Origin of the sequence: Chitinophaga sp. (assembly GCF_039596455.1) — a bacterium.
Lineage (GTDB): Bacteria > Bacteroidota > Bacteroidia > Chitinophagales > Chitinophagaceae > Chitinophaga.
In genome coordinates, this window is the sequence record NZ_JBCNJR010000003.1 from 301119 (window position 1) to 324048 (window position 22930).

General features: G+C 54.2%; 21 protein-coding genes and 1 pseudogene. 8 read left to right on the plus strand and 14 right to left on the minus strand.

Features of this window, described 5'->3' with window-relative positions; all coding sequences use genetic code 11:
- Positions 1-28 precede the first annotated feature (28 nt).
- The 10 genes and pseudogenes from ABDW36_RS14000 to ABDW36_RS14045 form a co-directional block, all read right to left on the minus strand.
- On the minus strand, positions 29-790 hold the full coding sequence (locus ABDW36_RS14000) for a class I SAM-dependent methyltransferase (RefSeq protein ID WP_343702535.1): 762 nt from the start codon (positions 788-790) through the stop codon (positions 29-31).
- Between the two features lie 23 nt (positions 791-813).
- Positions 814-1554, minus strand: coding sequence for a sulfite exporter TauE/SafE family protein (locus tag ABDW36_RS14005; protein WP_343702536.1), 741 nt, complete (start codon positions 1552-1554; stop codon positions 814-816).
- Positions 1555-1600: 46 nt separating this feature from the next.
- Complete coding sequence (locus ABDW36_RS14010) at positions 1601-3844, minus strand: peptidase domain-containing ABC transporter (protein WP_343702537.1); 2244 nt, start codon at positions 3842-3844, stop codon at positions 1601-1603.
- The gene (locus ABDW36_RS14015) at positions 3841-4362 is read right to left on the minus strand and encodes a TlpA disulfide reductase family protein (protein ID WP_343702538.1); all 522 of its coding nucleotides are present in this window, start codon (positions 4360-4362) and stop codon (positions 3841-3843) included. The genes ABDW36_RS14010 and ABDW36_RS14015 overlap by 4 nt, the downstream gene beginning before the upstream one ends.
- On the minus strand, positions 4359-5048 hold the full coding sequence (locus tag ABDW36_RS14020; protein ID WP_343702539.1) for a hypothetical protein: 690 nt from the start codon (positions 5046-5048) through the stop codon (positions 4359-4361). Before ABDW36_RS14020 ends, ABDW36_RS14015 begins: the two co-directional genes overlap by 4 nt.
- Position 5049: 1 nt before the next feature.
- Positions 5050-6381 carry a hypothetical protein gene (locus tag ABDW36_RS14025; protein WP_343702540.1) on the minus strand — a complete coding sequence of 444 codons (1332 nt, stop codon included), beginning with the start codon at positions 6379-6381 and terminating at the stop codon, positions 5050-5052.
- Positions 6382-6387: 6 nt separating this feature from the next.
- Positions 6388-7143: an ABC transporter ATP-binding protein gene (locus ABDW36_RS14030; RefSeq protein WP_343702541.1), complete on the minus strand. Its 756-nt coding sequence runs from the start codon at positions 7141-7143 to the stop codon at positions 6388-6390.
- Positions 7144-7197: 54 nt separating this feature from the next.
- The gene (locus ABDW36_RS14035) at positions 7198-7356 is read right to left on the minus strand and encodes a hypothetical protein (protein ID WP_343702542.1); all 159 of its coding nucleotides are present in this window, start codon (positions 7354-7356) and stop codon (positions 7198-7200) included.
- A 44-nt stretch (positions 7357-7400) separates the two neighbouring features.
- Positions 7401-7568 (minus strand): hypothetical protein, encoded by a 168-nt coding sequence (locus ABDW36_RS14040; protein ID WP_343702543.1) that lies wholly within the window; start codon positions 7566-7568, stop codon positions 7401-7403.
- A 208-nt stretch (positions 7569-7776) separates the two neighbouring features.
- Positions 7777-7947: pseudogene (locus ABDW36_RS14045) on the minus strand (helix-turn-helix transcriptional regulator); the annotation flags it as partial.
- A gap of 119 nt (positions 7948-8066) precedes the next feature.
- On the opposite strand from ABDW36_RS14045, the gene ABDW36_RS14050 reads away from it, so the two are divergent.
- Positions 8067-8633, plus strand: coding sequence for an RNA polymerase sigma factor (locus tag ABDW36_RS14050; protein ID WP_343702544.1), 567 nt, complete (start codon positions 8067-8069; stop codon positions 8631-8633).
- Here the strand turns inward: ABDW36_RS14050 and ABDW36_RS14055 are convergent.
- Positions 8623-9126, minus strand: coding sequence for an SRPBCC domain-containing protein (locus tag ABDW36_RS14055; protein ID WP_343702545.1), 504 nt, complete (start codon positions 9124-9126; stop codon positions 8623-8625). The two genes, ABDW36_RS14050 and ABDW36_RS14055, sit on opposite strands and share 11 nt — an antisense overlap.
- Positions 9123-9449, minus strand: coding sequence for a metalloregulator ArsR/SmtB family transcription factor (locus ABDW36_RS14060; protein WP_343702719.1), 327 nt, complete (start codon positions 9447-9449; stop codon positions 9123-9125). The genes ABDW36_RS14055 and ABDW36_RS14060 overlap by 4 nt, the downstream gene beginning before the upstream one ends.
- 150 nt (positions 9450-9599) lie before the next feature.
- On the opposite strand from ABDW36_RS14060, the gene ABDW36_RS14065 reads away from it, so the two are divergent.
- From ABDW36_RS14065 to ABDW36_RS14095, 7 genes are all read left to right on the plus strand, one after another.
- Positions 9600-10778, plus strand: a complete 1179-nt coding sequence (locus ABDW36_RS14065; RefSeq protein WP_343702546.1) for a FecR domain-containing protein — start codon at positions 9600-9602, stop codon at positions 10776-10778.
- A gap of 267 nt (positions 10779-11045) precedes the next feature.
- The gene (locus tag ABDW36_RS14070) at positions 11046-14687 is read left to right on the plus strand and encodes a SusC/RagA family TonB-linked outer membrane protein (protein ID WP_343702547.1); all 3642 of its coding nucleotides are present in this window, start codon (positions 11046-11048) and stop codon (positions 14685-14687) included.
- Positions 14688-14707: 20 nt separating this feature from the next.
- Positions 14708-16183 carry a RagB/SusD family nutrient uptake outer membrane protein gene (locus ABDW36_RS14075; protein WP_343702548.1) on the plus strand — a complete coding sequence of 492 codons (1476 nt, stop codon included), beginning with the start codon at positions 14708-14710 and terminating at the stop codon, positions 16181-16183.
- Complete coding sequence (locus ABDW36_RS14080) at positions 16183-17562, plus strand: substrate import-associated zinc metallohydrolase lipoprotein (protein ID WP_343702549.1); 1380 nt, start codon at positions 16183-16185, stop codon at positions 17560-17562. Before ABDW36_RS14075 ends, ABDW36_RS14080 begins: the two co-directional genes overlap by 1 nt.
- A gap of 11 nt (positions 17563-17573) precedes the next feature.
- On the plus strand, positions 17574-18890 hold the full coding sequence (locus ABDW36_RS14085) for a DUF4302 domain-containing protein (protein ID WP_343702550.1): 1317 nt from the start codon (positions 17574-17576) through the stop codon (positions 18888-18890).
- Positions 18891-19138: 248 nt separating this feature from the next.
- The gene (locus tag ABDW36_RS14090) at positions 19139-19957 is read left to right on the plus strand and encodes a hypothetical protein (RefSeq protein WP_343702551.1); all 819 of its coding nucleotides are present in this window, start codon (positions 19139-19141) and stop codon (positions 19955-19957) included.
- Positions 19958-20532: 575 nt separating this feature from the next.
- The gene (locus ABDW36_RS14095; RefSeq protein WP_343702552.1) at positions 20533-21273 is read left to right on the plus strand and encodes a hypothetical protein; all 741 of its coding nucleotides are present in this window, start codon (positions 20533-20535) and stop codon (positions 21271-21273) included.
- Between the two features lie 41 nt (positions 21274-21314).
- Here the strand turns inward: ABDW36_RS14095 and ABDW36_RS14100 are convergent, their stop codons facing one another.
- Positions 21315-21536, minus strand: a complete 222-nt coding sequence (locus tag ABDW36_RS14100) for a hypothetical protein (RefSeq protein WP_343702553.1) — start codon at positions 21534-21536, stop codon at positions 21315-21317.
- 276 nt (positions 21537-21812) lie between these two features.
- A complete protein-coding gene (locus tag ABDW36_RS14105; RefSeq protein ID WP_343702554.1) occupies positions 21813-22787 on the minus strand; it encodes a glycoside hydrolase family 43 protein in 975 nt (324 codons plus the stop codon).
- Positions 22788-22930: the final 143 nt, after the last annotated feature.

Consider the following 22930-nt stretch of genomic DNA (forward strand, 5'->3'; position numbering starts at 1 on the left):
TCACAACGGGTGGAACATTCCGATAGGATTATAACCTACCTGCATACAATTTGGTAGTGTAACGCACGGTAATAGCGTTATGCTGCTGGTATTGATCAAACAGCGCGCGGAGGTCTTCTATCATAGGCCCGTACCCCGGCTCATCAGGCGCCGGAACGTAGGAGGAAGAAGAAAGCCGCCCCTTCAGGCCGTCAAAATCAAAAACCTGCTGGTTGGGAAAGGTGGCCGCATCAAACGTGGAAGGGCTGAAGAACTGCCCTATCTTGTGCTCGTCAGTTTTGCGGTGGTCTACCTGCGTGTAGTCGCTGCCGTGGCGGACGATCAGTTCATCGTAAGCCTGCTCAAAATCTCCTTCCGTGAGGCGCTCATTCCAGATCAGCACAACCACGCCGCCGGGTTTCAGGATGCGTTGAAATTCCGGGCGCGTTTGGGCGGCGTTGAACCAGTGAAAGGCCTGCCCGGCTACTACTGCGTCTGCACAGCCTGCAGGCAGCCCTGTTTGTTCCGCACTGCCGTCCACGGCCGTAAAATCCGGGTATTGGCCCAGCAGTTCTATTGACTTTTCCCGCATGGGCGCGTTGGGCTCCACGGCCATCACCTTGTAACCGGCCTGCAGGAAAATAGCGGAGGAAATGCCGGTGCCCGCTCCTATGTCTGCCACGGTATTGCCGGGCGCAAGGCCGTACTGCTCCTGCAAATAAGTGATCACGGCGGCGGGGTAACCGGGGCGGTACTTCACATAGTCTTCCACACGGTTGCCAAAACGTTGGGTGCTGTTATGTGCTGTCATGCTATAAAAATACAGCCTATTTTTTAATGAATGACCGACGTGTTCAGTACCAGGAACAGCCCGATCAGGATGAGGCCGAAATAAACGTATTTGAAAAAGTGGCCGTTCTTCAGGCGGCGGTTCAGATACCTTCCCAGAAAAATAGCAGGTATAACGGCAGGCAACGATATGAGGAAGAGTTTCATCACCTCAACCGTTACCAGCCCTTTCAATGCGTAGCCCAGCACGCCGATAAAGCTGGCGGGCAGAAAATATGCCTGCAGCGTGGCCCTGAAGTGCGTGGCGCTCCATTTCCGCATATTGCCGTACACTACCAGCGGCGGGCCGTTGATGCCGAACGCGCCGCCCAATACGCCGGAGAGGAAACCGCAGGTGAACAGCCAGAACATATTGTCTTTTTGCAGGAAGAGGCTGTTCTTCCCGTACAGCGCGTACAGGGAGTAGCCGATGATGAGCAGGCCCAAACCCGTCTTGATCAGCTGCTCGTTACCGTATACCAGCAGCAGCACGCCGATGGGAATGCCCAGTATGGCAAAAATGATCAGCCATTTAGCGCTGTTGAAATGTATTTCCTTGTGATCCTGCACCACTACTACCAGCGCTACAATGATGGAGATCAGCACAGACAGCGGAACGGCCTGCTCCACGGGAATAAAAAAGATGAACAGCGGCACTGCTACGAGAGACTCCCCAAAACCGAACGTGGAACGAACTAAAGTGGCTACAAAACTGATGATGAGAATGCAAATAATGGTGGTGCTCATAAGCGGGTAAAGGTACAAAATGATGCACGCTTTACCCGCTGTAATGTTATGAACGGAAAGCCATTTTTTCTCCTGTCAGATCTCCCCAGTAAGCGCTGTACAGGTTGTCTGTGGCCAGCAGTTCCGCATGGCTGCCGGCGGCAGTTACCGTTTGCCCGCCCAGCACGTAGATACGATCTGCAATATGTTTCAGCACATGCAGGCGGTGGGTGATGAAGATCACGGCCATTTCTTTTTTGAGGCGCATCAGCAGCTCCAGCACAAAAGTTTCCGCCTGCCGGTCCATAGCGGCAGTGGCCTCATCCAGCACCAGGAACTGCGGGCGGCGGTACAGCGTACGGGCCAGTGCTATCATCTGCTGCTGGCCGCCGGAGAGGCTGATGCCGCCTTCTCCTGCCAGGGAGTGGTAAGATTGCGGCAGCTGTTCCAGGAAAGGAATAAAACCGTAAGCCTGCAGGAAAGCGATCACCTCCGGCGTTTTGGTATGCGCATCTTCAAACGCAATGTTTTCCAGCACAGAGCCGTTGAACATATGCACCTGCTGCGGCACTACGCCCGTCACGCTGCGCCAGTGCTCCAAAGTGAGCGCCTGCAGCGGCTGCGTGCCGTTCACCAGTATGTGGCCTTCTTCGGGTAGATAGTGGCGTTGCAACAGGGCGGAAATGGTGCTTTTGCCGCAACCGTTCTCGCCCATTACGGCAATGATCTCTCCTTTCCGCACATGGAAAGAAACCTGCCGCAGCAGCTGCCGCTGGCCGGGGTAGCGGAAAGACAGGTTGCTGACGGCCACCTGATCAACATCCGCGTACAGCTGTCCTTGACGGGGCCCATCATGCATTACCGCCTGCCGGGTTTTATCAGCTGCTGCCTCCTGCTGCAAACCTCCCTCTTCCTCCGCCGGCATGGCAAAAAACTCGAACATACGGGAAAAGGCCACCTTGGCCTCATTCAGGGAGATGCACACCACGGCAATATTGGCAATGCATGGCAGAATGCTGCCGCTGATGCCGAGTACAGACACCAGCTCTCCCGCTTTCATCTTCCCTTCAAACACCTGCCAGGTGGTATATGCCAGCACGGCCAGCATAAACAGGATGCCCAGCGCATTGGCCATAAAGCCCAGCCGCACCTGCAGCTTGCCCAACGCCAGCACCTTATCCTGGTAGTGCCTGTAATACTGTTTGTTGATGCTTTCGAACGTTGGCTGCTGCTGCAGGTTGCGGATGGCCTGCACACCGCGCAGGGTGGATATGTAGTTGCTTTCGCAACCGGCATGCCCCGCCAGCACAGCCTGCTGCGCACCGAACACCGGCCGGTTGTAGCGGTAAAAAAGCCAGGTGAAGAGCGGAATAAAAGCCGCCGCAAGGAGGCCCGCGCCGGGGGAATAACGTGTGATGAACACGAGTGACACAACGATCAGCAGCAGGTCTATCACCGTATTGCCGGCCATCTGCCCAATTACTTTCTGAATGCGCGCGGTATCATTCAACCGCGCCGTAAGGTCGCCTATCTTGCGGGAATCAAAGAACACCTGCGGCAATTGCAGCAGCCGCTTGTAGAAGCTGCCTGTGATGCGGAGGTTGAACTGGTGGCTCTGCTTCAGCAATGCATACTGCCGCAGCACCTGCAGCCCTTCGCGCGCCAGCAGCAATACCAGCAGCAGCGCCATGCTCAGCATGAAGCGGTCAAACTGCCGGCGGGGTATTATTTCATCTATGAGCTTCTGGGAGAACACGGCCATTGACATTTGCAGCACGGCCATCCCCACGCCTATGGCCACGGCTACCAGCAGCACGGGCTTGTCTTCTTCCAGCAGTTGCAAGAACCAGCGTCGCTTCCTGGCCTGCAGGTTGCGGTCAGGCTCAAAGGCAGCGCCCGGCTGCAGGGTAAGGCATACGCCGGATTTCCAGATGGCGGCCAGCGCTGCCGGCTCCATCCACAGCAAACCCTGTTGCGGGTCTCCTACCTGGGCCTTCCCCTGCTCAAAACCATAACAGACCACATAATGCTGCATTGCGCCTTCCAGCTCTACATGCAATATGACCGGCGCGTCGTGCGCCTGCAATGCAGCCATGTCTGCCTTGCACCCTGCCGCTTCCATGCCGCATTGTGTAGCGGCATGGTGCAGCCCCAGCAGCGTGGTACCGGTTACCTGCGTGCCTGACAAGATGCGGAGCTGCTCCAGCTCCCGGCTGCCCCCGTAAAATTGCAGCACAGACAGGAGGCAGGCCACCCCGCAGTCTGAACTGGCCTGCTGCCTTACAAATGTGCGGCGGATGTGTTTTTTCATGAGCGTATCATTGTCAGCAGTTTTTCAATGCTCACTTCGCCTGATATCTTTTCTTTCAGCCTGCCATCTTTTCCGTAAATAAACATGCTGGGCACCATGGCGGTGCCGAAGGTGGAGAAGAATTTCTTTTCCGCATCTCCCGCCACGCGTATAAAATCATAACTGCCTAACGCATACCGGGCCACAAATGCGGCAATGTTCTCCGCTTTCTCTTCACTCACCATCAGCAGCTTTACACCGCTGAATGCGTCCTTGCGGCTGATGATCTCCTTCGTCATGAACTCGCAATGGTCACAACCGGTGTTGAAATAATAGATCACCAGCGTTTCCCCGTTGTATTGCGCGGGCGTAACCGGCTGCCCGTCCGTTCCCCGGAAGTTGAACGCAGGCAGCGCGCCGGATTTTTTCTCTGCGGCGGTTTTTACCGTATAGGCGCGCATGGTGCTGTAGGCTACATACGCCACTACCAGCAGCAGCAGGGTAATGAGCGCGCCTTTAAATATCTTTTTGTTTTTCATGATAACTGCAATTGAAGGAAAATAACGAGCAACATCCAGGTAAAGAGCCCGATGCCATATGTTTTGAGCACGAAGGGAATGGTTTGCTGCAGGTTTTCCCGTAGGTAATACGCCATGCCTACCGCCAGCACCAGCCAGTTCAGCACTTCAAACAGGTTGAGGGTGATGAGCGGGTACACGAAGTAGCTGGAAACATGCTGCACGCCCACCAGGCTGGCCAGCGAGAAGGGAGAGAACAATTGTATGTCAGACAACACCTGCGCTTCCCGGAAAAACACGAACCAGATGATCTTGACACATGCCGCTGCCAGCAAGGGAACTTCCGCCAGCAGCACCACCTTGTACACGGCGCCGTAGCGTATCTTTTTATCCAGCAGAAAACCGCCCAGGTACAGGCAGCAGGCCGTAAAAGAGGTGCGTATGGCAAACAGCAGGGGCACCATGGCGTATCCCAGCCAGAGCCAGCGCTGCTGGGCAGACAGCAGGGTATCTATCCGCTCCATGGTCAGCTGTTCGCTGTAAGTGCGGTAATACAGCTCATTGCTCACAATAAAAGTGTTGTTGTAATAAGCCAGCAGCAGGTACAGCAGGGCCATAAGGCCGGCCACCAGCCAGGTGTTGAACATGAAGAGCCCGTCCAGCCGGTGATACCAGGCGGAAGTGGGTACAGTGCTATATGATTTCATATCAGATGATTTTGGCCGTCATGGAACGGACAAGGTGATCATAATCTTTTTTGTAGCTGAAATGATAGATGAGAAAAGATATAACGAGGAACGCAGTTTCGATTACAAAGAACCAGCCCAATGACCGTGAAAAATAGAACAGGGCATAAATGAACAGACCGGTAATGAGGTTGCCTGCAATGGACGTATTGGTGCGGAAGCTGGTAAAATCAAGCCCCTTGGTCACCTTCTTCGGCGCCATGATGGAGATGAAAAAACCCAGTATGGCCGCGTTGATGTAGGCAAACAACAGGAACAGGGGGTAGCGGAAAGATGTTTCTACCGCCAGCAGCACGCCCAGTGCCAGCAGCATGTCCGGCACGGCAAAACGCACGTACACCTGCCAGTAACGTCTGAACAGCTCACCCGGCGTTAACAGGTAGGCCGCTTTGCTGAACACCTGCGGAATGTAGCCCGCCAGGTTGTTGGCCAGGTAAGTGCACAGCATTACCGGGGAGCAGAAAATGGCCAGCAGCATGTTCAGATCGTTATCGAACCGGGTGCGGTTGCGCTGCAGGGTAAACAGGATGAGCGCACAGAAGATCAGCTTGAACACCACGCCTATCACCAGCGCCGTGCGTACCGGCTTTCTCCTAGTCACAGCCGCCCATATAGCCGCGGCCGTTGTTTGCACACCTGCGCCCTGTACTGTACGCTGCCCTGCCAGGTATGTGTTGGCAGCCTGCCTGTATACCACGCCATAGCCCACCAGCAGCAGCACCGCGCCCGCAAGCGGCGCATAGATATTAAACGCGGCCTGCCATTGCAGGTAAACGCCCGCGGCGGCCACGGCCAGTGACAGCAAGGTGAGCAGCGGCATAAAGCGGGATGCCTGCTGCATCTTCAATATCCTTTCCAGCAGGTAGAACATGCCCAGGTACAAGATACTGTTGAGCAAAGCCGCCGGGGTGAACGCTACCGCCACCAACAGCAGGATGGCGTAAAAGACAGCCACCAGCAGGTAAAAAGGCGTAAGCAGGTCATACACCAGTTGCAGGGCGGTTTTGCGCCAGGCAGGCAGCGGGTGTACGGGCAGAAAAATACTCCGGAACGGCGTGTTGTTGGGGAAGTACCCTTTCAGCAGGGTGAACGCCGCTACGGTGCAGTTGATGCCGAACATCAGCACCTGTTGCGCTCCGCCCAGGTAATTGAGCAGGTAACCGGCGCCAATAGCGTAAAACACTACCACCAGCAGCATCAGCAGGGAAAAGAACACACGCATCCAGCCGTCTGTACCGCCGTTTTGCAGGAAGGCCCTGCACTTTAACCGGGTGATGAATAACAGGAGCTGCATGTTCTTCTAAATAAGCCAGCTGATCTTTTCGTTATCACTTTCCTGCGGGTAGAGCAGGCGGAAGAGGGAATCTTCCAGGGAGTTGCGGCCGTTGACCGTAAAATCTTCCATGGTGTTGTAGTAGCAGACCTTGCCGGCGTCTATCACCAGCAGCTTGTTGCATATCTTTTCTACAAAGGAAAGGTCGTGAGAGGAAAGCAGCAATGTTCTTTGCTGTTTGTACTGCTGCAGGAATTCCACCAGCTTTTTGCAGCTGAAGGCGTCCAGGCCGGAGAAAGGCTCGTCCAGCACCAGCAGCTCCGGCTGGTTCACCAAAGCGCCGCAGATGCCCGCTTTCTGCATCATGCCGAAGGAGTAGGCGCCTATGGCCTTGCCGGCCGCGTCCGCCCCTTCAAAAAAATAATCCATGAGGCCCTGCAGTTCTGCGTCCGAGCGCAGCTTTCCGCCGTTGTACAAATGGTTGAGGAACTGGAGGTATTCCATGCCGCTGAGCTCTTCCGGCAGGTATTCTTTACCGATGTAGAAGCCTGTTTTTTTCCTGAAAGCGAGGCTGAGGTGAGGCTGGCCTTCATACAACACGGTGCCTTCCGTTTGTTGCAGCAGGCCCAGCAGTATCCTGAGCAGGGTGGTCTTTCCCGCCCCGTTACGCCCCAGCACCGCCACGCTGTCTCCCTGCTCAATGGTGAACTGCACCTTGTCAAGCGCTGTTTTGCCGTTGAAGCGTTTCGTAATGCCCTGCATGCTGATGATATGGCCTTCCATGGTTGTTATTTAAAAATAAAGGGCCGGCCTGCGTTGAACCGGCCCGTTTATACCTTAGATGAGGTTGAAAAGGCGGGCTGCTCCGTAAGCGGTGCAGGCAACGGCACCTACCCCGGAGGCGAGGCCGGCTACCAGGCAGAAGCCGTCAGCAGCGTCCCTCCAGTTAAAACCACCTTCAATTTGTTGCATCTGGTCAAATGATAATGATTTCATAAGATAACTTTTTTTTGATTAGTTTAAAACAGATAGTTCGAAAATTAATCGCGGATAGCTGCTGCAATGCAGAGGCCAATGGCAGAGGGCCCGAAGATGAGCGCACCGATGCCGCCGGTAGCTACAGAGAGGCCAACAGCTACGCCACAGGCTTTGGAGAGGTTGCCGCCTGCCGTGAAATTTACCATTTCGTTAGGATGTAAGGTTTGCATTAGTTAACAATTGTGAAATGAACGGGTCGTCTTTCTGGCATAGACCCAATTTCCTATATAACGGCCAATTATATCAGGGTTGCGGTTCACAGGGGCCGGGATAACAAGACGATCCTAAATTACTGCATGTAATCATTCCCCCGGAGCGGGATTCATTTCCGTGCCGGTTTTTCCGGAATCCGCTGGAGGTATGTCCATTTCCGTTGCGTTATATCAGGTCAAAGGCCTGTGCGTATCGGGTAATATCATAATTGCTTTCCGCCTGGAGTTTCTTGCGGATGTTCATGCGGTGGGTTTTGGCCGTTTTTTCGGAGATGTACAGTTGTGCTGCAATGCTGGCGCTGCTTTCGCCCAGGGCCATCAGGCGGAGTATTTCCTTTTCCCGCCAGGGGCCTCACCCGGCCGGGAGCAGCACCTCTTTTCCCATTTTCTGTTATATTTGCCCTGCAACCAGGATCTCTTTGTGAAGCAGTTCACCATATGAATGAAAAAAATGATTTGCTCCTTATTGCAGATGGTGACGAGAAGGCCTTTTTTGAATTTTACAGCAAACAGTCTGATCTGCTGCGCCCATTCCTGCTGACTTATACCCGCTCCGAAACGGATGTGGAGGACATTATCCAGGAAACGTTCATCAAAGTTTGGCTCAACCGGAGCCGGTTACCGGATATTGAGAATATCAGGGGCTGGATATGCCGGATCGCGTCCCGCGTGTACCTGGACCACCTGGAGCGGGAACTGAAGCTGCGGGAACGCAAGGCCTCTTTCGGGGAAGCCTTGTACGGCCCCGGACTGGTGGCGTCCGGGGAGCGCACGCGCCTCACAGAGATCACCAACAGCATCCGCAAAGCGCTGGACGAGCTGCCGGAGCAAAAGAAAAAAGTATTCCGCCTTAACCGGGAGCTGGGCATGAAACCCGCGGAAATAGCCGCCCTTCTCAAAATACCCGTAGGCACCGTCAAGAACCAGCTGTCTGCCGCCCTCCGCCAGGTGAGGGAGCAACTGGCCGCTTCGGGGTACGGGCCAGTTACCGTGCTTTACCTGTTTATAAGTTTTACTTTTTAAGGTCTGCCAGCAATTTGTCCAGTTGCTCGAAATCTACGGTCATGCCTTCTTTAAAGCCCATCTCCAGCTCCTTTTCGAGGTCTGCAAGCGAATCATAAGTCAGCAGCATATCCACCAGTACCTTGTTCTCTTTCGGAATAAAGGTGTTCTCCCACAAGTTTTGAGGGAATTCAGGATTTAAGTTGCCGTTCTCATCACTCAATCCGCCTTTTGAAGCAAATGACTTTTCCTTCACAATGGAAATGAAATTGGCTTTGGCGTAACCCTTTTCGCCGTCAGGGCTTACCATGGCGTAGAGCCAAAAGCCGCCTTCCCGGAAATCCATTGTCTTTGTTTCCACTTTATAGGGCTCCGGGCCCCACCATTTGTCGAGCAACTCAGCGGTTGTCCACGCCCGCCAAACCAGTTCAAGGTCTGCCGCAAATTCACGCGTGATGCGAATGGTGTTGTTTTCCTTGTTAATGGAAAAATCAAATAAGAGGTTGCTGTTCATTTTTTCTGTTTTTTAATTGTTGCCAATAAGTTGTCCAGCTGACTAAATCTCGTCTCCCAGATCTTGCGGAACTGCTCAAGCCATTTATCTATTTCTTTCATTTTGTCAATTTCAAGCTGGTAATAAATTTCCCTGCCTTTTTGTTCCTGTTTTATCAGCTCGCACTCTGCCAGGATGCGCAGGTGTTTCGATACAGCTTGCCGGGTGGTATCAAAATGTTCGGCAATGGCGTTCGGGGTCATGGCCTGCAATGCAATTAAAGCAATGATGGCCCGCCTGGTAGGATCTGCAATTGCCTGAAAAATGTCTCGTCTTGTCTCCATTGTGCAAATATATGGTTGCAAATATAATGCAATCATATGGTTTCACAAGCTCATTTGCTCTTTTTTTCAAAAAAGCCGTGACGTTTTCCTGCGGACCCCGTCTTATTAGGGTAGGGAGTTACCCTTTATACCTTCAATACAAGCCCGGACATGGACCAAACGCGGATCAAATACCTGCTTAAACAATATGCTGCCGGCGCGCTGACCGGCGAAGAGCAGCAAGAACTGGAGCAATTACTTTCCTCCCCCGCCCGGGAGGAACTGGCAGAACAGCTGGCCCTGATAGCCGGGCAGGAAGCCCCATCCGCTTCCCCTGTACAGCAAGAACGTTCACACGAAACATTCAGGCGCATTGTATCTGCAGACAAACCCGGCAAGCGCGCCTCCCTCCGGCAAACAGGCTGGCGGTGGCTGAGCGCCGCCGCGGTAGCCCTCATATGCCTGTCTGCCGCGGCCTACCTGCTGCTGGACCGCCGCCAGCAGCCCCCGGCCGTTGTGCAAACCCGGCCGGCCATGCCGGAAAAACAACCCGGCCGCCATACCGCCGTGCTCACGCTGGCAGACAATTCCGTAGTGGAGCTGGACAGCCTGGGCAATGGCCACATTGTGAACCAGGGCGGCTCCCGCGTGCTGATGGCAAACGGGCAGCTGGCGTATGAGCCCCAGGCCGGCAGCGGTACCGCTACACCCGCCTTCAACAAGATCTCCACGCCCAGGGGCGGAGAATTTACCATTACCCTGCCGGACGGCACCAGGGTATGGCTCAACGCCGCCTCTTCCCTGAAATTCCCCACCGTTTTCTCCGGCCCCAAAAGGGAAGTGGAGCTGACCGGGGAAGCTTACCTGGAGGTGGCGGAAGACAAGGCCCGCCCCTTTGAAGTAAAGGTGCGTGACATCAACGTGGCCGTGCTGGGCACCCGGTTCAACATCATGAGTTATGAGGATGAGGCCAATATTGTTACCACGCTGCTCTCCGGCTCCGTGCGCGTTACCTCGCCGGGCAACCCGGCGCGGTTGCTGGCGCCGGGGCAGCATGCGGTGATAGGCGGCAAAGACGGCAGCCTGCAGGTGGGAAAGGCGGATGTGGAAGAAGAGCTGGCCTGGAAAAACGGCATCATCTATTTCAACGGCGCCAACATCCGGCAAATTATGCGGCAGGTGTCACGCTGGTACGATGTAGACGTGCAATACAAGGGCAACGTGGTGAACATGGACTTTACCTGCACCGTATCCCGGAAAGACAAGCTTTCCAAGCTGCTGGGATTGCTGGAACTGACCGGGGCCGTGCATTTCAGCATGGAGGGCAATACGATCACCGTTCAACCTTAACCTGAATATTCAACCAAAAAAGAACATAGCACGATGAGCAATTACCTATGCAGTACACAGTAAGATGCTGAAGCGGTCCGGTGGTGTTGGCGCACCGTCCGGGCACAAAAAAGCCGGTGATGTTGGCGCATCACCGGCGGAGCATCAGATCAAACATTTGCAAACACATTTCGGAAACATTCAATCTAACACGCTAAAAGTATGAAAATTACTGCTTATGGGAGCGTCCCACCTATGCGCGGCCGGTTCCCCGCCAAAATCTATTTGATGATGAAACTCATTTTACTGCTGACTACCGTGTTTACGCTCGAGAGCGCTGCGGCAGGCTGGGCGCAAAATGTCACGATCAGCGTGAAGAACGCACCGCTGGAAAAGGTGTTCCTGGCCATGCGGCAGCAAACCGGCTACCAGTTTGTATACAACATGCAAATGCTGCAGCGCGCAGGCAAGGTCACCATGTCGGTAAAAAACACGCCGCTGGAGCAGGCCCTGAAGCTGTCCCTGGCGGGGCAGCCGCTTTCCTTTACGATTGTAGACAGCAGCGTGGTCATCAAACCGGTGAAAGAAACGGCGGCCGCGCCGGCAGCCATCACCGCTGCTGACAACATCACCGTAAGCGGCGTGGTGAAAAGCAAAGACGGCCTGCCGCTGGCGGGCGTTTCCATTGCCATCAAAGGCACGTCTACCGGCACCATCACAGACGCCAACGGGCGGTTTGAGCTGCGGAACGTGAGCGAAGACGCCACGCTGTTGTTCCGCTTCATCGGCTACACCCCAAAAGAGGTGAAGCTGGGCGCCGCTTCCACGGTGCTGAACGTGGTGCTGGAAGAGTCTGAAAGCAAGATGCAGGAAGTAGTGGTAACCGGTTACCAGACGGTTGACCGGAAGCTGTTTACCGGCGCCAGCTCCAAGGTAAGCGCCAAAGACGCGGAGCGTAACGGCGTACCTGATATTTCCCGCATGCTGGAAGGCCAGGTGGCCGGCGTATCTGTACAGAACGTGTCAGGTACCTTTGGTGCGGCCCCTAAAATACGCGTGCGCGGCGCCACCTCCCTTTCCGGGGAAAACAAACCGCTGTGGGTGATAGACGGCATCATCCTGGAAGATGTGGTGAACATCTCTAACGAAGCCCTCTCTACCGGAGACGCCAATACCCTCATCGGATCTTCCGTAGCCGGCATCAACCCTGATGATATTGAGTCTTTCACCATCCTGAAAGACGCGGCCGCCACCGCCATGTACGGCGCCCGCGCCATGAACGGCGTAATTGTGGTGACCACCAAAAAAGGACGGAACACGGAAGGCAAGCCCCTGATCAACTACACGGGCACCTTCACCACCTACCTGAAGCCCTCCTACAACCAGTTCGATATCATGAACTCCGCAGACCAGCTCTCCGTGCTGCTGGAGCTGGAAAACAAAGGCTACTATAACCATAGCTCCATTTCCCGCGCAAAAGACGGCGGCATCTTCTATAAAATGTACAACCAGATGTACGTGTATGACCCCGTTACAGACACGTACGGGCTGAAAAACACCATGGAAGACCGGCTGGGCTTCCTGGAGCGTTACGCCAACGCCAATACGGACTGGTTTGACCTCCTGTTCAGGAACTCCCTGCTGCAGGAGCATTCCCTCAGCGTCAACTCCGGCAGCGCCAACTCACAAACCTACTTCTCCACCTCGCTCATGAAAGATAACGGGCAAACGCTGGGAGACAATGTGAGCCGCTATACCGCCCGTTTCCGCAACAACTTCAGGATCAATGAAAGGCTGCGGGCGGAAGTGCTGGTAAACGGCTCTATCAGGGACCAGCGCACCCCCGGTACGCTCACCCGCAACTCTGACCCCGTATACGGGCAGTACTCCAGGGATTTCGACATCAACCCCTACTCCTACGCGCTCAACACCAGCCGCCTTATGACGGCGTATGACCAGAACGGGGACCCGGAGTATTTTGTGAGGAACTACGCGCCTTTCAATATCATCAATGAATTAAATACCAACTATCTCACCCTCAAAGGGCTTGACCTGCAGGTGCAGGGCGGCCTCAAGTACAAGATACTCCCGCAGCTGGAGTATTCTGTAGACGCGGCGTACCGTTATGCCAACACCACCCGCGAGCATTACGTGAAAGAAGGCTCCAACATGGCCGAAGCGTTCCGCGCCAACTACGATGCCACTATTGCGGAAGGCAACATCAACCTGTACACAGACCCTGATGACCCTACCTCCCTCCCCGTAGTGGTGCTGCCTGAAGGCGGTTTCTTCAATACCACGGTGAACAACCTGAAGAACTTCTATTTCCGGCAGAACATCGAGTATGACAATACCTTCAACAGCGTGCACCGCTTCAACTTCTTCGGTTCCATGGAGCTGCGCAGCACAGACCGGCAAAATTCCAATTATGAAGGGATTGGCTACCAGTATGAGAATGGCGGGCTGGTGAACCCCAATTACCGTTACTTCAAGAAGATGATAGAAGGCGGAGACCCTTACTTCGGCATGGACTACGGCAAGGAACGTTTTGCCGCGTTCATGGGCCGCGCCGCGTATGCATACGGCGAGAAGTACAGCTTCAACGCCACGGCCCGGTATGATGGTTCCAACAAAATGGGTAAATCAAAAGTAGCCCGCTGGCTGCCCACCTGGAACGTGTCAGGCGCCTGGCACCTTGACCACGAGCCTTTCTACACCGGCGGCATCAGCAGGGTGCTTTCCGGCGCCACGCTGCGCGCCACTTACGGCATGACGGCCAGCATCGGCAACGCCCGCAACTCTTCCGCCGTTTTCTACAACCAGGTTACCTACCGGCCTTATGAAACCGAAAAGGAGTCGGGCATTTTTCTAAGCGGGCTGGAAAACTCGGGCCTTACCTGGGAAAAAATGTACGAGCTGAACCTGGGCGCCAACCTGGCCCTGTTCAATAAAATTGACCTGACGGTTGACTGGTACAAGCGCCGTTCTTTCGACCTCATTGGCAGCCTGAACACGTCCGGCATCGGCGGGCAGTTCACCAAAACGGCCAACTATGCAGACATGAAAGCACGGGGCCTCGAGCTGACCGTTGCCGGCAACCCTGTGAACATTCCCAACAGCTTCCGCTGGAGAACGCAGTTCAACTTCGGGGTGAACAAGAACGAAGTGACCAGGCTGGAGATCAACCCCAACATCTGGGCCAACGCGCGTGCGGAAGGCGGCATGCGGGTAGGATACGCCCAACGCGGCCTCTATTCCATCCCCTTCAAGGGCCTTGACCCTGAGTACGGTTACCCCGTGTACCTCACGGCAGACGGCAAGCCTACCACCTACGTGCGCCTGCAGGATGAAGACAAGAACTACCTGCTCTACCACGGGCCTACAGACCCCACGCTCACCGGCGGTTTCTACAACCAGTTTGCCTACAAACGGTTCTCCGTATCCGCCCTGTTCACCTTTGCGGCCGGCAACTGGATACGGTTGCAGCCCATATTCTCCGCTGCATATTCAGATATGTACACCATGTCTAACCGCATGAACGACCGCTGGCTGCAGTCGGGAGACGAGAACCGCACCCACATCCCTTCCCTGCTGGGTGTATACCACGTGGTGAACGGTGTTGTGAATGAGGCTACCGGAGAGATAGTAAGCGGCGTATACCCTTACAACGCCTATAACTACTCCACCAACGCGGTGGCAAAGGGTGATTTCATCCGCCTGAAAAGAGTAGCGATAGATTATGAGATACCCGCCAAATTCCTGTCACGCTTCGGGTTCAGGAGCGCGCAGCTCTCCCTGGTAGGCAACAACATTGCCCTGCTGTACTCAGACAAGAACCTGTACGGCGCAGACCCTGAGTTCTTCAACAACGGCGGCGTGGCCATGCCTATTCCCAAACAATATACACTGGCCATTAAACTGGGACTGTAACCACTAAACCGACACAACCAATGAAAAGACATATCATCATAGGCAGCCTGTTATCACTGGGAACGCTGTTGCTGGCATCGTGCAGCAAATACCTGGAGGTAAACCCTGATAACCGGGCAGAGATCAACAATATAGATAAAGTAGCGGGGCTGCTGGTATCCGCCTACCCTGACCGTCACTACCTGTTTACCGAATCAGCCTCAGACAATTCGGAAGACAGAACGGCCGCGCTTTCCGGCACCCAGGGCCAGCCTTACGAAGACCTCTATTTCTGGAGAGACCCCGAAGGTTCCGGCAACAGCACGCCGGCGGAATACTGGAACGCCTGCTACCGCGCCATTGCCGCTGCCAACCATGCCCTGGAGGCCATTGAGCAGAACAACTTCGGCAACAAGGTGCTGCCCTACAAAGGCGAGGCCCTCATTGCCCGCGCCTACGCCCACCACATGCTGGTAACCCTCTTTGCACAGGCTTACGAGATCGGCGGCGCCAATGCAGGCATGGGCGTTCCCTACGTAACAGCGCCGGAAACAGTAGTGTTCAAGGAGTATGACAGGGGTACCGTGCAAGGCGTGTACGAACAAATAGAAAAAGACCTTACGGAAGGCCTGGAGCTGCTGAAAGGCGGCGACTGGAAAGTACCCAAATATCATTTCAACCAGCAGGCGGCCCATGCATTCGCGGCCCGGTTCTACCTTTTTAAAGGGGATTGGGACAAGGTGATAGAACACGTTTCCGCCATACTGCCGGAAAATAATTTTTACGACAACATGCGCCAGTACGCCGGCAACCTCTCCGGCCTGACCGCTACGGAACACCGGCAGGAATACACCAAAGCCGAAAGGCCTTTCAACCTGCTGCTGGCCAACACCTACTCCGTATACCACCGCAGCTCCGGCGCAGGCGCCAACCGGTACGGCTTCGGGGAGCAGGTAAAAACCCACTACGCCGGCACCACCGCCTTCGGCGCTACTTTCAGAACGGTGCTGTTTCACTGGACGGCGCCCAACTACAACCCCGGCAAGTACAACGAGTACTTCCACTATACCAACGTAGCACAGGGCACCGGCCTTCCCTATATCATGATGCCGCTGTTTACGGTAGATGAAGCGCTGATGAACCGGGCGGAAGCATACATCCGGAAGGAGAGCTTCACCTATGCCATCAATGACATGAATGAATTTGCGCGGGCCCGCATCAGCAATTTCTCTCTCACCAACCACGGCATGACCCTTGAAAAGGCCCGCAAGTTTTCCGGGGAAGCGGATGACAAAAAAGCCCTGCTGAACGTATTGCTGGACAGCAAAAAGAGGGCCTTCATCCTGGAAGGCATCCGCTGGATGGACATTCTGCGCCACCAGCTCACCGTAAAACACAATCATATTGATAACAACGGTACGGAAACATTTACTGAACTGAAGCATGGAGACAACCGCAGAATGTTCCAGTTACCGCAGGAAGTAAAATTATCAGGCTTACCCTCAAACCCAAGATAATGATGACATTCAAATATATATTCAGCACAGGCTTGTGCGGGCTGCTGCTCCTCAACACCTGGTCTTGCCGGAAATCGGAATCCCTGAACGTAGACATGTCCAGGTACGTGGTAGACCAGCCGCAGCAAACGGAAATAGACAACTGGATCACCGCCAACCTCACCAACCCTTACAATATACAGCTGGTGTACAGGTTTGAAAGGAACCTGACAGACGTGGTAAAAGACATCTCCCCCATCCAGCTGGAACGGGTGAAACCTACTGCGGAGGCCATCATCAATATTTTCCTGAAAACTTACGAGAAAGTGGCCGGGCCTGCATTCATCAAAACGTACACCCCGAAACAATTTGTGCTGTACGGCTCTCCTTCCTACAACTCCAACGGCACCATTACGCTGGGCACGGCAGACGGCGGCCGCCGCGTAGTGTTGTACGAGCTGAATAACCTCGACTTTGCACAACCCGCACAGGTAAGCCGCAGAATGCGTACCATCCATCATGAGTTCACGCACATCCTGAACCAGATAGTGGCCATTCCGCCGGAGTTCCAGCAGATATCCAAAGGGGATTACAATGCGGACTGGACGGGATCTACCAATACAGAGCAGGTAGCGCGCAGCCTTGGCTTCGTTTCCCGGTATGCCAGGAGCGTGTATACTGAAGACTTTGCCGAAGTAACCGCTCACCTGCTCATTGAAGGCCAGCTGTGGTACGACAGTTATGCAAAAGCCGCAGGCCCTGACGGGCAGGCCAAGCTCAAGAAAAAAGAAGCGCTGGTGGTGGAATACTTCAAACAGCACCTCAACATCAACTTCCGCGAGCTGCAATATGAAGTATTGAAGGTACTCCGTGATACCTATAACGACAACACGAAGACCTTCCTCTACGCCCTGCAGAACAGCCTCATCAGCAACCCGCTGATGGTGAACCTGGCAGACGGCGCGCACTATGCGGAGTTTGGCCAGTCTGAACAGTTCAAACAGGTATGGGAAGCCGTGAAAACAGGGCTCGGCACCAACGGCCGCAAACCCGCGTATTTCCAGATCGTTTTTCTTTCCCCCACCGTGATGCAGGTACAGCACAGCTATACCAACGCTGCCGGCTCCAGCTTTTCGGCCTGGTACGATTTCAATATTACCGTAGCCCCCAACGGAGACATCACCTTCAAACGTTTTGATTCCGGCGCCACCGACACGCCATATGGCAACGGGCGCAACTCCCAGGTGCTGGCCGGCTACACGCCGCTGATCAACTACCTGAACGGGCACACGTTCAAGGGAGACTGGATACCCGCTTCCGCCGGCCCTTCCAACTTCCTCAAGTTCGGCGGGTTTTCCGTGAAAGACGAGCCGGATAATTACTTCTACGGTAAATTCTAAAACAACAACCAATGAAACAATTACTATATATACTGTCCGCAGCATGCCTGTTCCTCAGCTGCAATAAAGATGAGGCCAAGGTGTTTGAAGAAACGCCGGAAGAAAGGATGTCTGCCAGGATCAACGAGCTGAACAGCGGCCTGCTGAGCGCGGAGCATGGCTGGAAAGCCTACCTCACTACCTCTGCCAAAGGCGGCTACGGCTTCTACATGGATTTTGACGCTTCCCAGTCTGTAGTAATGGTGGCAGACCTCAACGATGCTACCGCCACGGAGCGCAGCACCTCCTCTTTCCGTATTAAATGGGTGATGAACGCCACGCTGATATTCGACACCTACAACTACATCACCATGCTGCAAGACCCTTCGCCCTCCTCTTACGGAGGCGCTTCGGGTTCCGGCCTGCAGAGCGATATAGAATTCGAATACCAGCGCACCAGCGGAGACAGCATAATACTGCGCGGCTTCAAGTACAAGAACGAGCTGGTGCTGGTAAAGGCCACCGCAGCGGAAAAAGACCGCTACCTGGGTGCGGCCTTCAAAGAGAACATTGACGAGGTTAATGACTACTTTACCGTCAAGCAGAACAACTACATCACCGTTGACGGTATCAAAAACAAGGTGGAATTTGTGCTGGACAAATCCAACAAGGCCGGGAAGCTCCAGTTCATTGACGATAACGGGGAAGTGGTGCAGATACCCGGCAAGTACAACTACGAAGACGTGGGCATCAACTTTGCGCCCTACTTCGGGTTAGGCAGCATTATTTTCGTAAAGGGGAAAATGGAGAACGGGGAATTTGTGCTGATTGCGAAAGATGGTACAAAATACGTGATCAAACAGAACGATACGCCTATTCTTCCCATGGCCACTCTGTTCAATTACAACGGCACCTACCGGGAGCTGTATATAGGCAACAGCCTGCCGGCAGGGGTTACCTCAGGCTTCAACACCGCCTACCAGGCCTGCGTGTCCAAATTTGCCGCCATGAACCCGCGGCGTACGCTGGTAGACGTGCGGTTCATTCTCTCCAATTCCGGCACGGCCAGGGTGATTACGCGGAACAATAACGGTACTACTACGTTTACAGCCAATGCCACCTACAATTACACGTACGAGAACGGTGTGCTCACCCTGAGCAACGCTGCTTATGACGACAACTGGGCCGCGCGCACCACGCAGCTGATAGACATCCAGAATTACTTTACGAACGGCGGGCCTTTCCGCGTTGACTATGTAAGAAGCGCCAACCCCAATGTGACCAACCTGGGCGGGCTTTACCGGGTGGCGGACGCTACTTCGTTCTTTTACGGGAGTTTGCGGTGGTGATGGCCCAAAACTACGTTTAACATGTATAAGGACTGGCCAAAACGAGCGCCAGTCCTTTTTTTCGTCTTTCGCCACGCCATTTTTCGATAACTTCCATCCCTGTACGCTCTCTTTTTTGTCAATATCTAACTCCAATCGAAGCGCTCTTCGAAAATCTCTAACGCTGTTCGTCCGCGTTTTAGAATCTATTGAATCCCCCTTCCCGCCCAGCCCCGCCGAATGCCTTAAATTCAGTGAAAAAACATGTTATGGCAACGCAAACAAGTTTGTTAAAATTTACCGGCAAGCTGGGTAACGTCATCGGGTACCGGGTGGGCAAAAAGTACTACCTGCGCAGCATGCCGGAAGAAGTGCGGCAAAGCTCCCGCAGCAAGGTGAGCAGCCGCCACTTCGGGCAGGCCAGTCGCCTGGGGGCTACCGTACGCCACGCCCTGCACGGCCTGCTGCACGTAAAACAGGACAATAAGCTGATCAACAGGCTGAACGGAAGCTTGCTGGGGGTACTGCGGCAGGATGACCTGCACCGGCAGAAACGTTTTATACCACGGTACTTCCGGGGCCTGGAGCGTTTTTGTTTCACTACGCATGCAGACCTTGCAAAAGTATTGCCCGTGGATGTGTCCGCTGTGCGTAATGCAGACGGCAACATTGAGGTAACCGTTCCTGCCATCCTCAAACATCTGGCTAACCCCAGGGCCACGCATGTGGGCATCAGGGCGGTGGCCGTAGGCCTGGAGCGGGGTTTCACCAAGGCCGAGGCGGCAGCGTCTGAAATGGTGATGCTGAAGGCAGATGAGCCTTCTGCGGCATTCACGCTGACCGTGCCGGCTGACCGGAACACGGTAACCTGCGTGATACTGGAGGTGACCTGCTGGCAGGTGGAGCATGGCCGCCGGTATTTGATGGGCAACCAGAAATTTATGGCGGCACAGATCATTGCGGTGCTGCAGCCGGAGGCGGCGGTAGTAGTGCGGGAGGAACATGCTCCTTACAGCCCCCAGCGGCAGCCACGCATGGAGCTGCCGGTAATGCCGGGATTGGTGATTCATCATCCACAACGGGAATAGCGTTCGTTTTTTGCAGATGCCGGTAGGGCCGGTCTTGTATTCACCGCCCGCACCGCGCATGCCGCAGCTCTTTTTTTACACCCTTTACCGCCTCGCCAGCCCCGCTGAACGCCCCTCTATGCCCTCCCCTCACTTTTTCGCCTTTAAAACGCCCTGAAAGCGCTGTTTCCCGTGTTTTTTTGTCTTATCCCTGATACGCCGAACGTATCTTTGCACCCTTCTTTTGCCGGTATTAGCTCAGAACGGCATCCTCAGGTCATCTCTACACCAAATGCGGGGCATTTCCACATCAAGTCCACCTGGCGTTCGCTTTCCCTTCGCTGACCCTTCGGTATTCCCTTTATGTTGACTCGGTGATGCAATTGTCTAGTATAGATACGATAGGTGTCTGGTATAGGTCTACCGCCCGTGTAAGAGGGTAACTTTTCGTTTCCAAACCGTCCGAGGTACCGGTTATCCCGTTAATCAAAACCGCCCATCCATCAACCCGCGCAACCCCTGCGTTAAAACCGCCGCCTCACTCAAACCGCGCATGATAGATTTGTATAGTCACCCCAAATTAAACACCACTGTTCATGGAAACGATCACCTTACGCAAACCGGTACACCGCCACACTGCGGCCATTCCTCTTATTGACCTGAACACCCCGGCCGCTATGGCCATGGTGGCAAGAACCGTTCACCAACACCCCGTGCTCATCCAGCTGCCCAGTGTATTTGCCCTCATGGCGGCGCCCACGGCAGCAGGCGCGCGGCAACTGGACGATTGTAAAATGCGGCTGGAAGGCAAAAACTACGGCACGGCCATTGGCAGCCTGCATCATTTTCTGGCACAGGCGCGGCAAGGAGCATTACCGGAAGGTTTCAATACGCCCGAACAGTTCCTGCAAATGGAAGGGGCGTTCATACGCCTGCAATTCCGCCACCGGCATTTCCAGTCTCCCGTGATCAGGGACGGCCAGCACCAGGGGCTGTTGCTGGGCGGACAGTTCCGCAAGCTGTTCACACAGGTGGAGCGTTCTTTTGCGCATGATGCGCAAGATGCCATCTGGGGCGGCAACAATTACACCGCGCCGCTTATTACAAGCTGCAACATCAGCGGGCACCCCGGCGGGTCTATCACGTCTCTGAACAAGGCAGTAGAATTTGCGCGGGAAAGAGGGCTTCCTTTTATTGTCACTACGGGACAGGCGGCGCAGGAAAAAGGTTCGTACCCTGTGCTGGGGTTTGACCGGCAGGGCGTGCGGGTACATCGGGAAGGGCCGGGGCTGGCGCATTTCCTGCAGCAAATACCCGCCGGTTTGAGGAACGGCTAATGCTATTCCTCCCTACCGGCGGGCATGCAATATCGGGCAGGCTATTTCTTCGGCGGGTGTTGCGGGAACTTTTCGTCGCTCACTATTTTGCTCCTTTCATTTTTGTCTTTGTCTTCTTTCTTTTTCTTCCCTTTGCGAACAATGATATTCAGCGTATCGTCTTCCTGTTTTTCACGGGTGATGTTCCTGCTGTAATCATTCCCCAGGTTATCCCCTGCCTGCTCAAGGCCGTCATGTCCGATTATTTTTCTTCTGGGTGCCATAACGCTGTTTTTTTAAGGTGAATAAAAACAGAAATGGCGCTAAAATTATGCCATGGGAACAGCTGTAGTTCCCGCGGAGCCGCTCTTTTTTTGCTGAGCGAGCAACTTTTGAATTCTCTTTTAATAGCCGATTTGCGCCAAAACTTTATCCAGGGATATTGCTGATTGCTGTGCAATAACCTTTCTGCCCCTCAAAGAGAGTTCCTCCAACGATATTTTAAAGTTTCTGCCGGATTTCATCTGCGCGTTTGTACATAATAATCAAAACTGACTACTCTATTTGCTCATCACCACTTTCCTCACCGTACCATCCTCCTCATACTCCAACGGCTCCATACACACAGACCTCCTGTAGCTGCCACCACCCCGCAATGCCCCATTGTGGTAAAAGAACCACGATTTGCCCTGGAAATCCAGCGTGGCGGGGCGGTTGGTTGCACAGTTGTAAGGTACTTCATTAACAATTCCGCGGTATTCCCAGGGGCCGTTAATGCTGCTGCTCATGGCGTACCCTACTTTTTCCGGCATGCCTTGTCCGTACATCAGGTAATAGTGGCCATTCCGTTTATAGAGATGGCTGCCTTCGCTGAATGCCGGCAGGGGAATGGTGCTGATCTCGCCTGCCAGCTTTATCATGCTGTCATCCAGCTTTGCAAAATGGCAAACCTGGCAGCCCCAGCAGATGTAAGCCTGGCCGTCATCATCTATCAGCACACTTGGGTCCAGGTTTTCTTTATCAGATGTTAATGTCATTAACATATCTCCGGAAATCAGCGGGCCGCCCAGCGCATCTGTGTACGGCCCTTCCGGCGTGCGGGAAACGGCCACGCCAATGGCTTTGCCAGGTATGGTACGGTGCGTGACGGCTACGTACCAGTAGAACCATCCTTCCCGGAACACTACTTTAGACGCAAACGCGTCCTCTCCCGCCCAGGCAAAATCAGCGGCTTTGAGGGGCACGGGGTGCTCCCGCCATGTACGCAGGTCTGCAGACGAAAAGCACAGCCAGTCACGCATCACATAGTCTTCCACGCCCTGTGGCGGTACGTCGTGGCCGGTGAACAGGTATGCCTTTTCACCATGCGTGAGCACGGTAGGGTCTGCAGTGTATTTATGGCGGATGATCGGGTTGCGCATGTCATTCATTTTACCGTTATAACTATCAAACAGCGGGCCGTGGCTGAAGACAGGCCTCACGTCTGCACCGGTATCAAAATGAGTAATGACCGTAATGGCTGATGGTGCAAACATTACTAGTATCAGTAGTCGCTAAAATTCTGACTTTCTCTACTTTGCCGCCCTGAACATCATCCAGAATCGGCAGACCATTAAAAAATCAGCAGTATGAAGTTTATGAAGAGACTGGTTTGGACCTTGCTCCCGGTCTTCGGATT

Excerpts from the sequence above, each read along its gene's own strand:
- ABDW36_RS14000 (WP_343702535.1), bottom strand. The coding sequence starts at position 790 with ATGACAGCACATAACAGCACCCAACGTTTTGGCAACCGTGTGGAAGAC.
- ABDW36_RS14005 (WP_343702536.1), bottom strand. The coding sequence starts at position 1,554 with ATGAGCACCACCATTATTTGCATTCTCATCATCAGTTTTGTAGCCACT.
- ABDW36_RS14010 (WP_343702537.1), bottom strand. The coding sequence starts at position 3,844 with ATGAAAAAACACATCCGCCGCACATTTGTAAGGCAGCAGGCCAGTTCA.
- ABDW36_RS14015 (WP_343702538.1), bottom strand. The coding sequence starts at position 4,362 with ATGAAAAACAAAAAGATATTTAAAGGCGCGCTCATTACCCTGCTGCTG.
- ABDW36_RS14020 (WP_343702539.1), bottom strand. The coding sequence starts at position 5,048 with ATGAAATCATATAGCACTGTACCCACTTCCGCCTGGTATCACCGGCTG.
- ABDW36_RS14025 (WP_343702540.1), bottom strand. The coding sequence starts at position 6,381 with ATGCAGCTCCTGTTATTCATCACCCGGTTAAAGTGCAGGGCCTTCCTG.
- ABDW36_RS14030 (WP_343702541.1), bottom strand. The coding sequence starts at position 7,143 with ATGGAAGGCCATATCATCAGCATGCAGGGCATTACGAAACGCTTCAAC.
- ABDW36_RS14035 (WP_343702542.1), bottom strand. The coding sequence starts at position 7,356 with ATGAAATCATTATCATTTGACCAGATGCAACAAATTGAAGGTGGTTTT.
- ABDW36_RS14040 (WP_343702543.1), bottom strand. The coding sequence starts at position 7,568 with ATGCAAACCTTACATCCTAACGAAATGGTAAATTTCACGGCAGGCGGC.
- ABDW36_RS14055 (WP_343702545.1), bottom strand. The coding sequence starts at position 9,126 with ATGAACAGCAACCTCTTATTTGATTTTTCCATTAACAAGGAAAACAAC.
- ABDW36_RS14060 (WP_343702719.1), bottom strand. The coding sequence starts at position 9,449 with ATGGAGACAAGACGAGACATTTTTCAGGCAATTGCAGATCCTACCAGG.
- ABDW36_RS14065 (WP_343702546.1), top strand. The coding sequence starts at position 9,600 with ATGGACCAAACGCGGATCAAATACCTGCTTAAACAATATGCTGCCGGC.
- ABDW36_RS14070 (WP_343702547.1), top strand. The coding sequence starts at position 11,046 with ATGATGAAACTCATTTTACTGCTGACTACCGTGTTTACGCTCGAGAGC.
- ABDW36_RS14075 (WP_343702548.1), top strand. The coding sequence starts at position 14,708 with ATGAAAAGACATATCATCATAGGCAGCCTGTTATCACTGGGAACGCTG.
- ABDW36_RS14080 (WP_343702549.1), top strand. The coding sequence starts at position 16,183 with ATGATGACATTCAAATATATATTCAGCACAGGCTTGTGCGGGCTGCTG.
- ABDW36_RS14085 (WP_343702550.1), top strand. The coding sequence starts at position 17,574 with ATGAAACAATTACTATATATACTGTCCGCAGCATGCCTGTTCCTCAGC.
- ABDW36_RS14090 (WP_343702551.1), top strand. The coding sequence starts at position 19,139 with ATGGCAACGCAAACAAGTTTGTTAAAATTTACCGGCAAGCTGGGTAAC.
- ABDW36_RS14095 (WP_343702552.1), top strand. The coding sequence starts at position 20,533 with ATGGAAACGATCACCTTACGCAAACCGGTACACCGCCACACTGCGGCC.
- ABDW36_RS14100 (WP_343702553.1), bottom strand. The coding sequence starts at position 21,536 with ATGGCACCCAGAAGAAAAATAATCGGACATGACGGCCTTGAGCAGGCA.
- ABDW36_RS14105 (WP_343702554.1), bottom strand. The coding sequence starts at position 22,787 with ATGTTTGCACCATCAGCCATTACGGTCATTACTCATTTTGATACCGGT.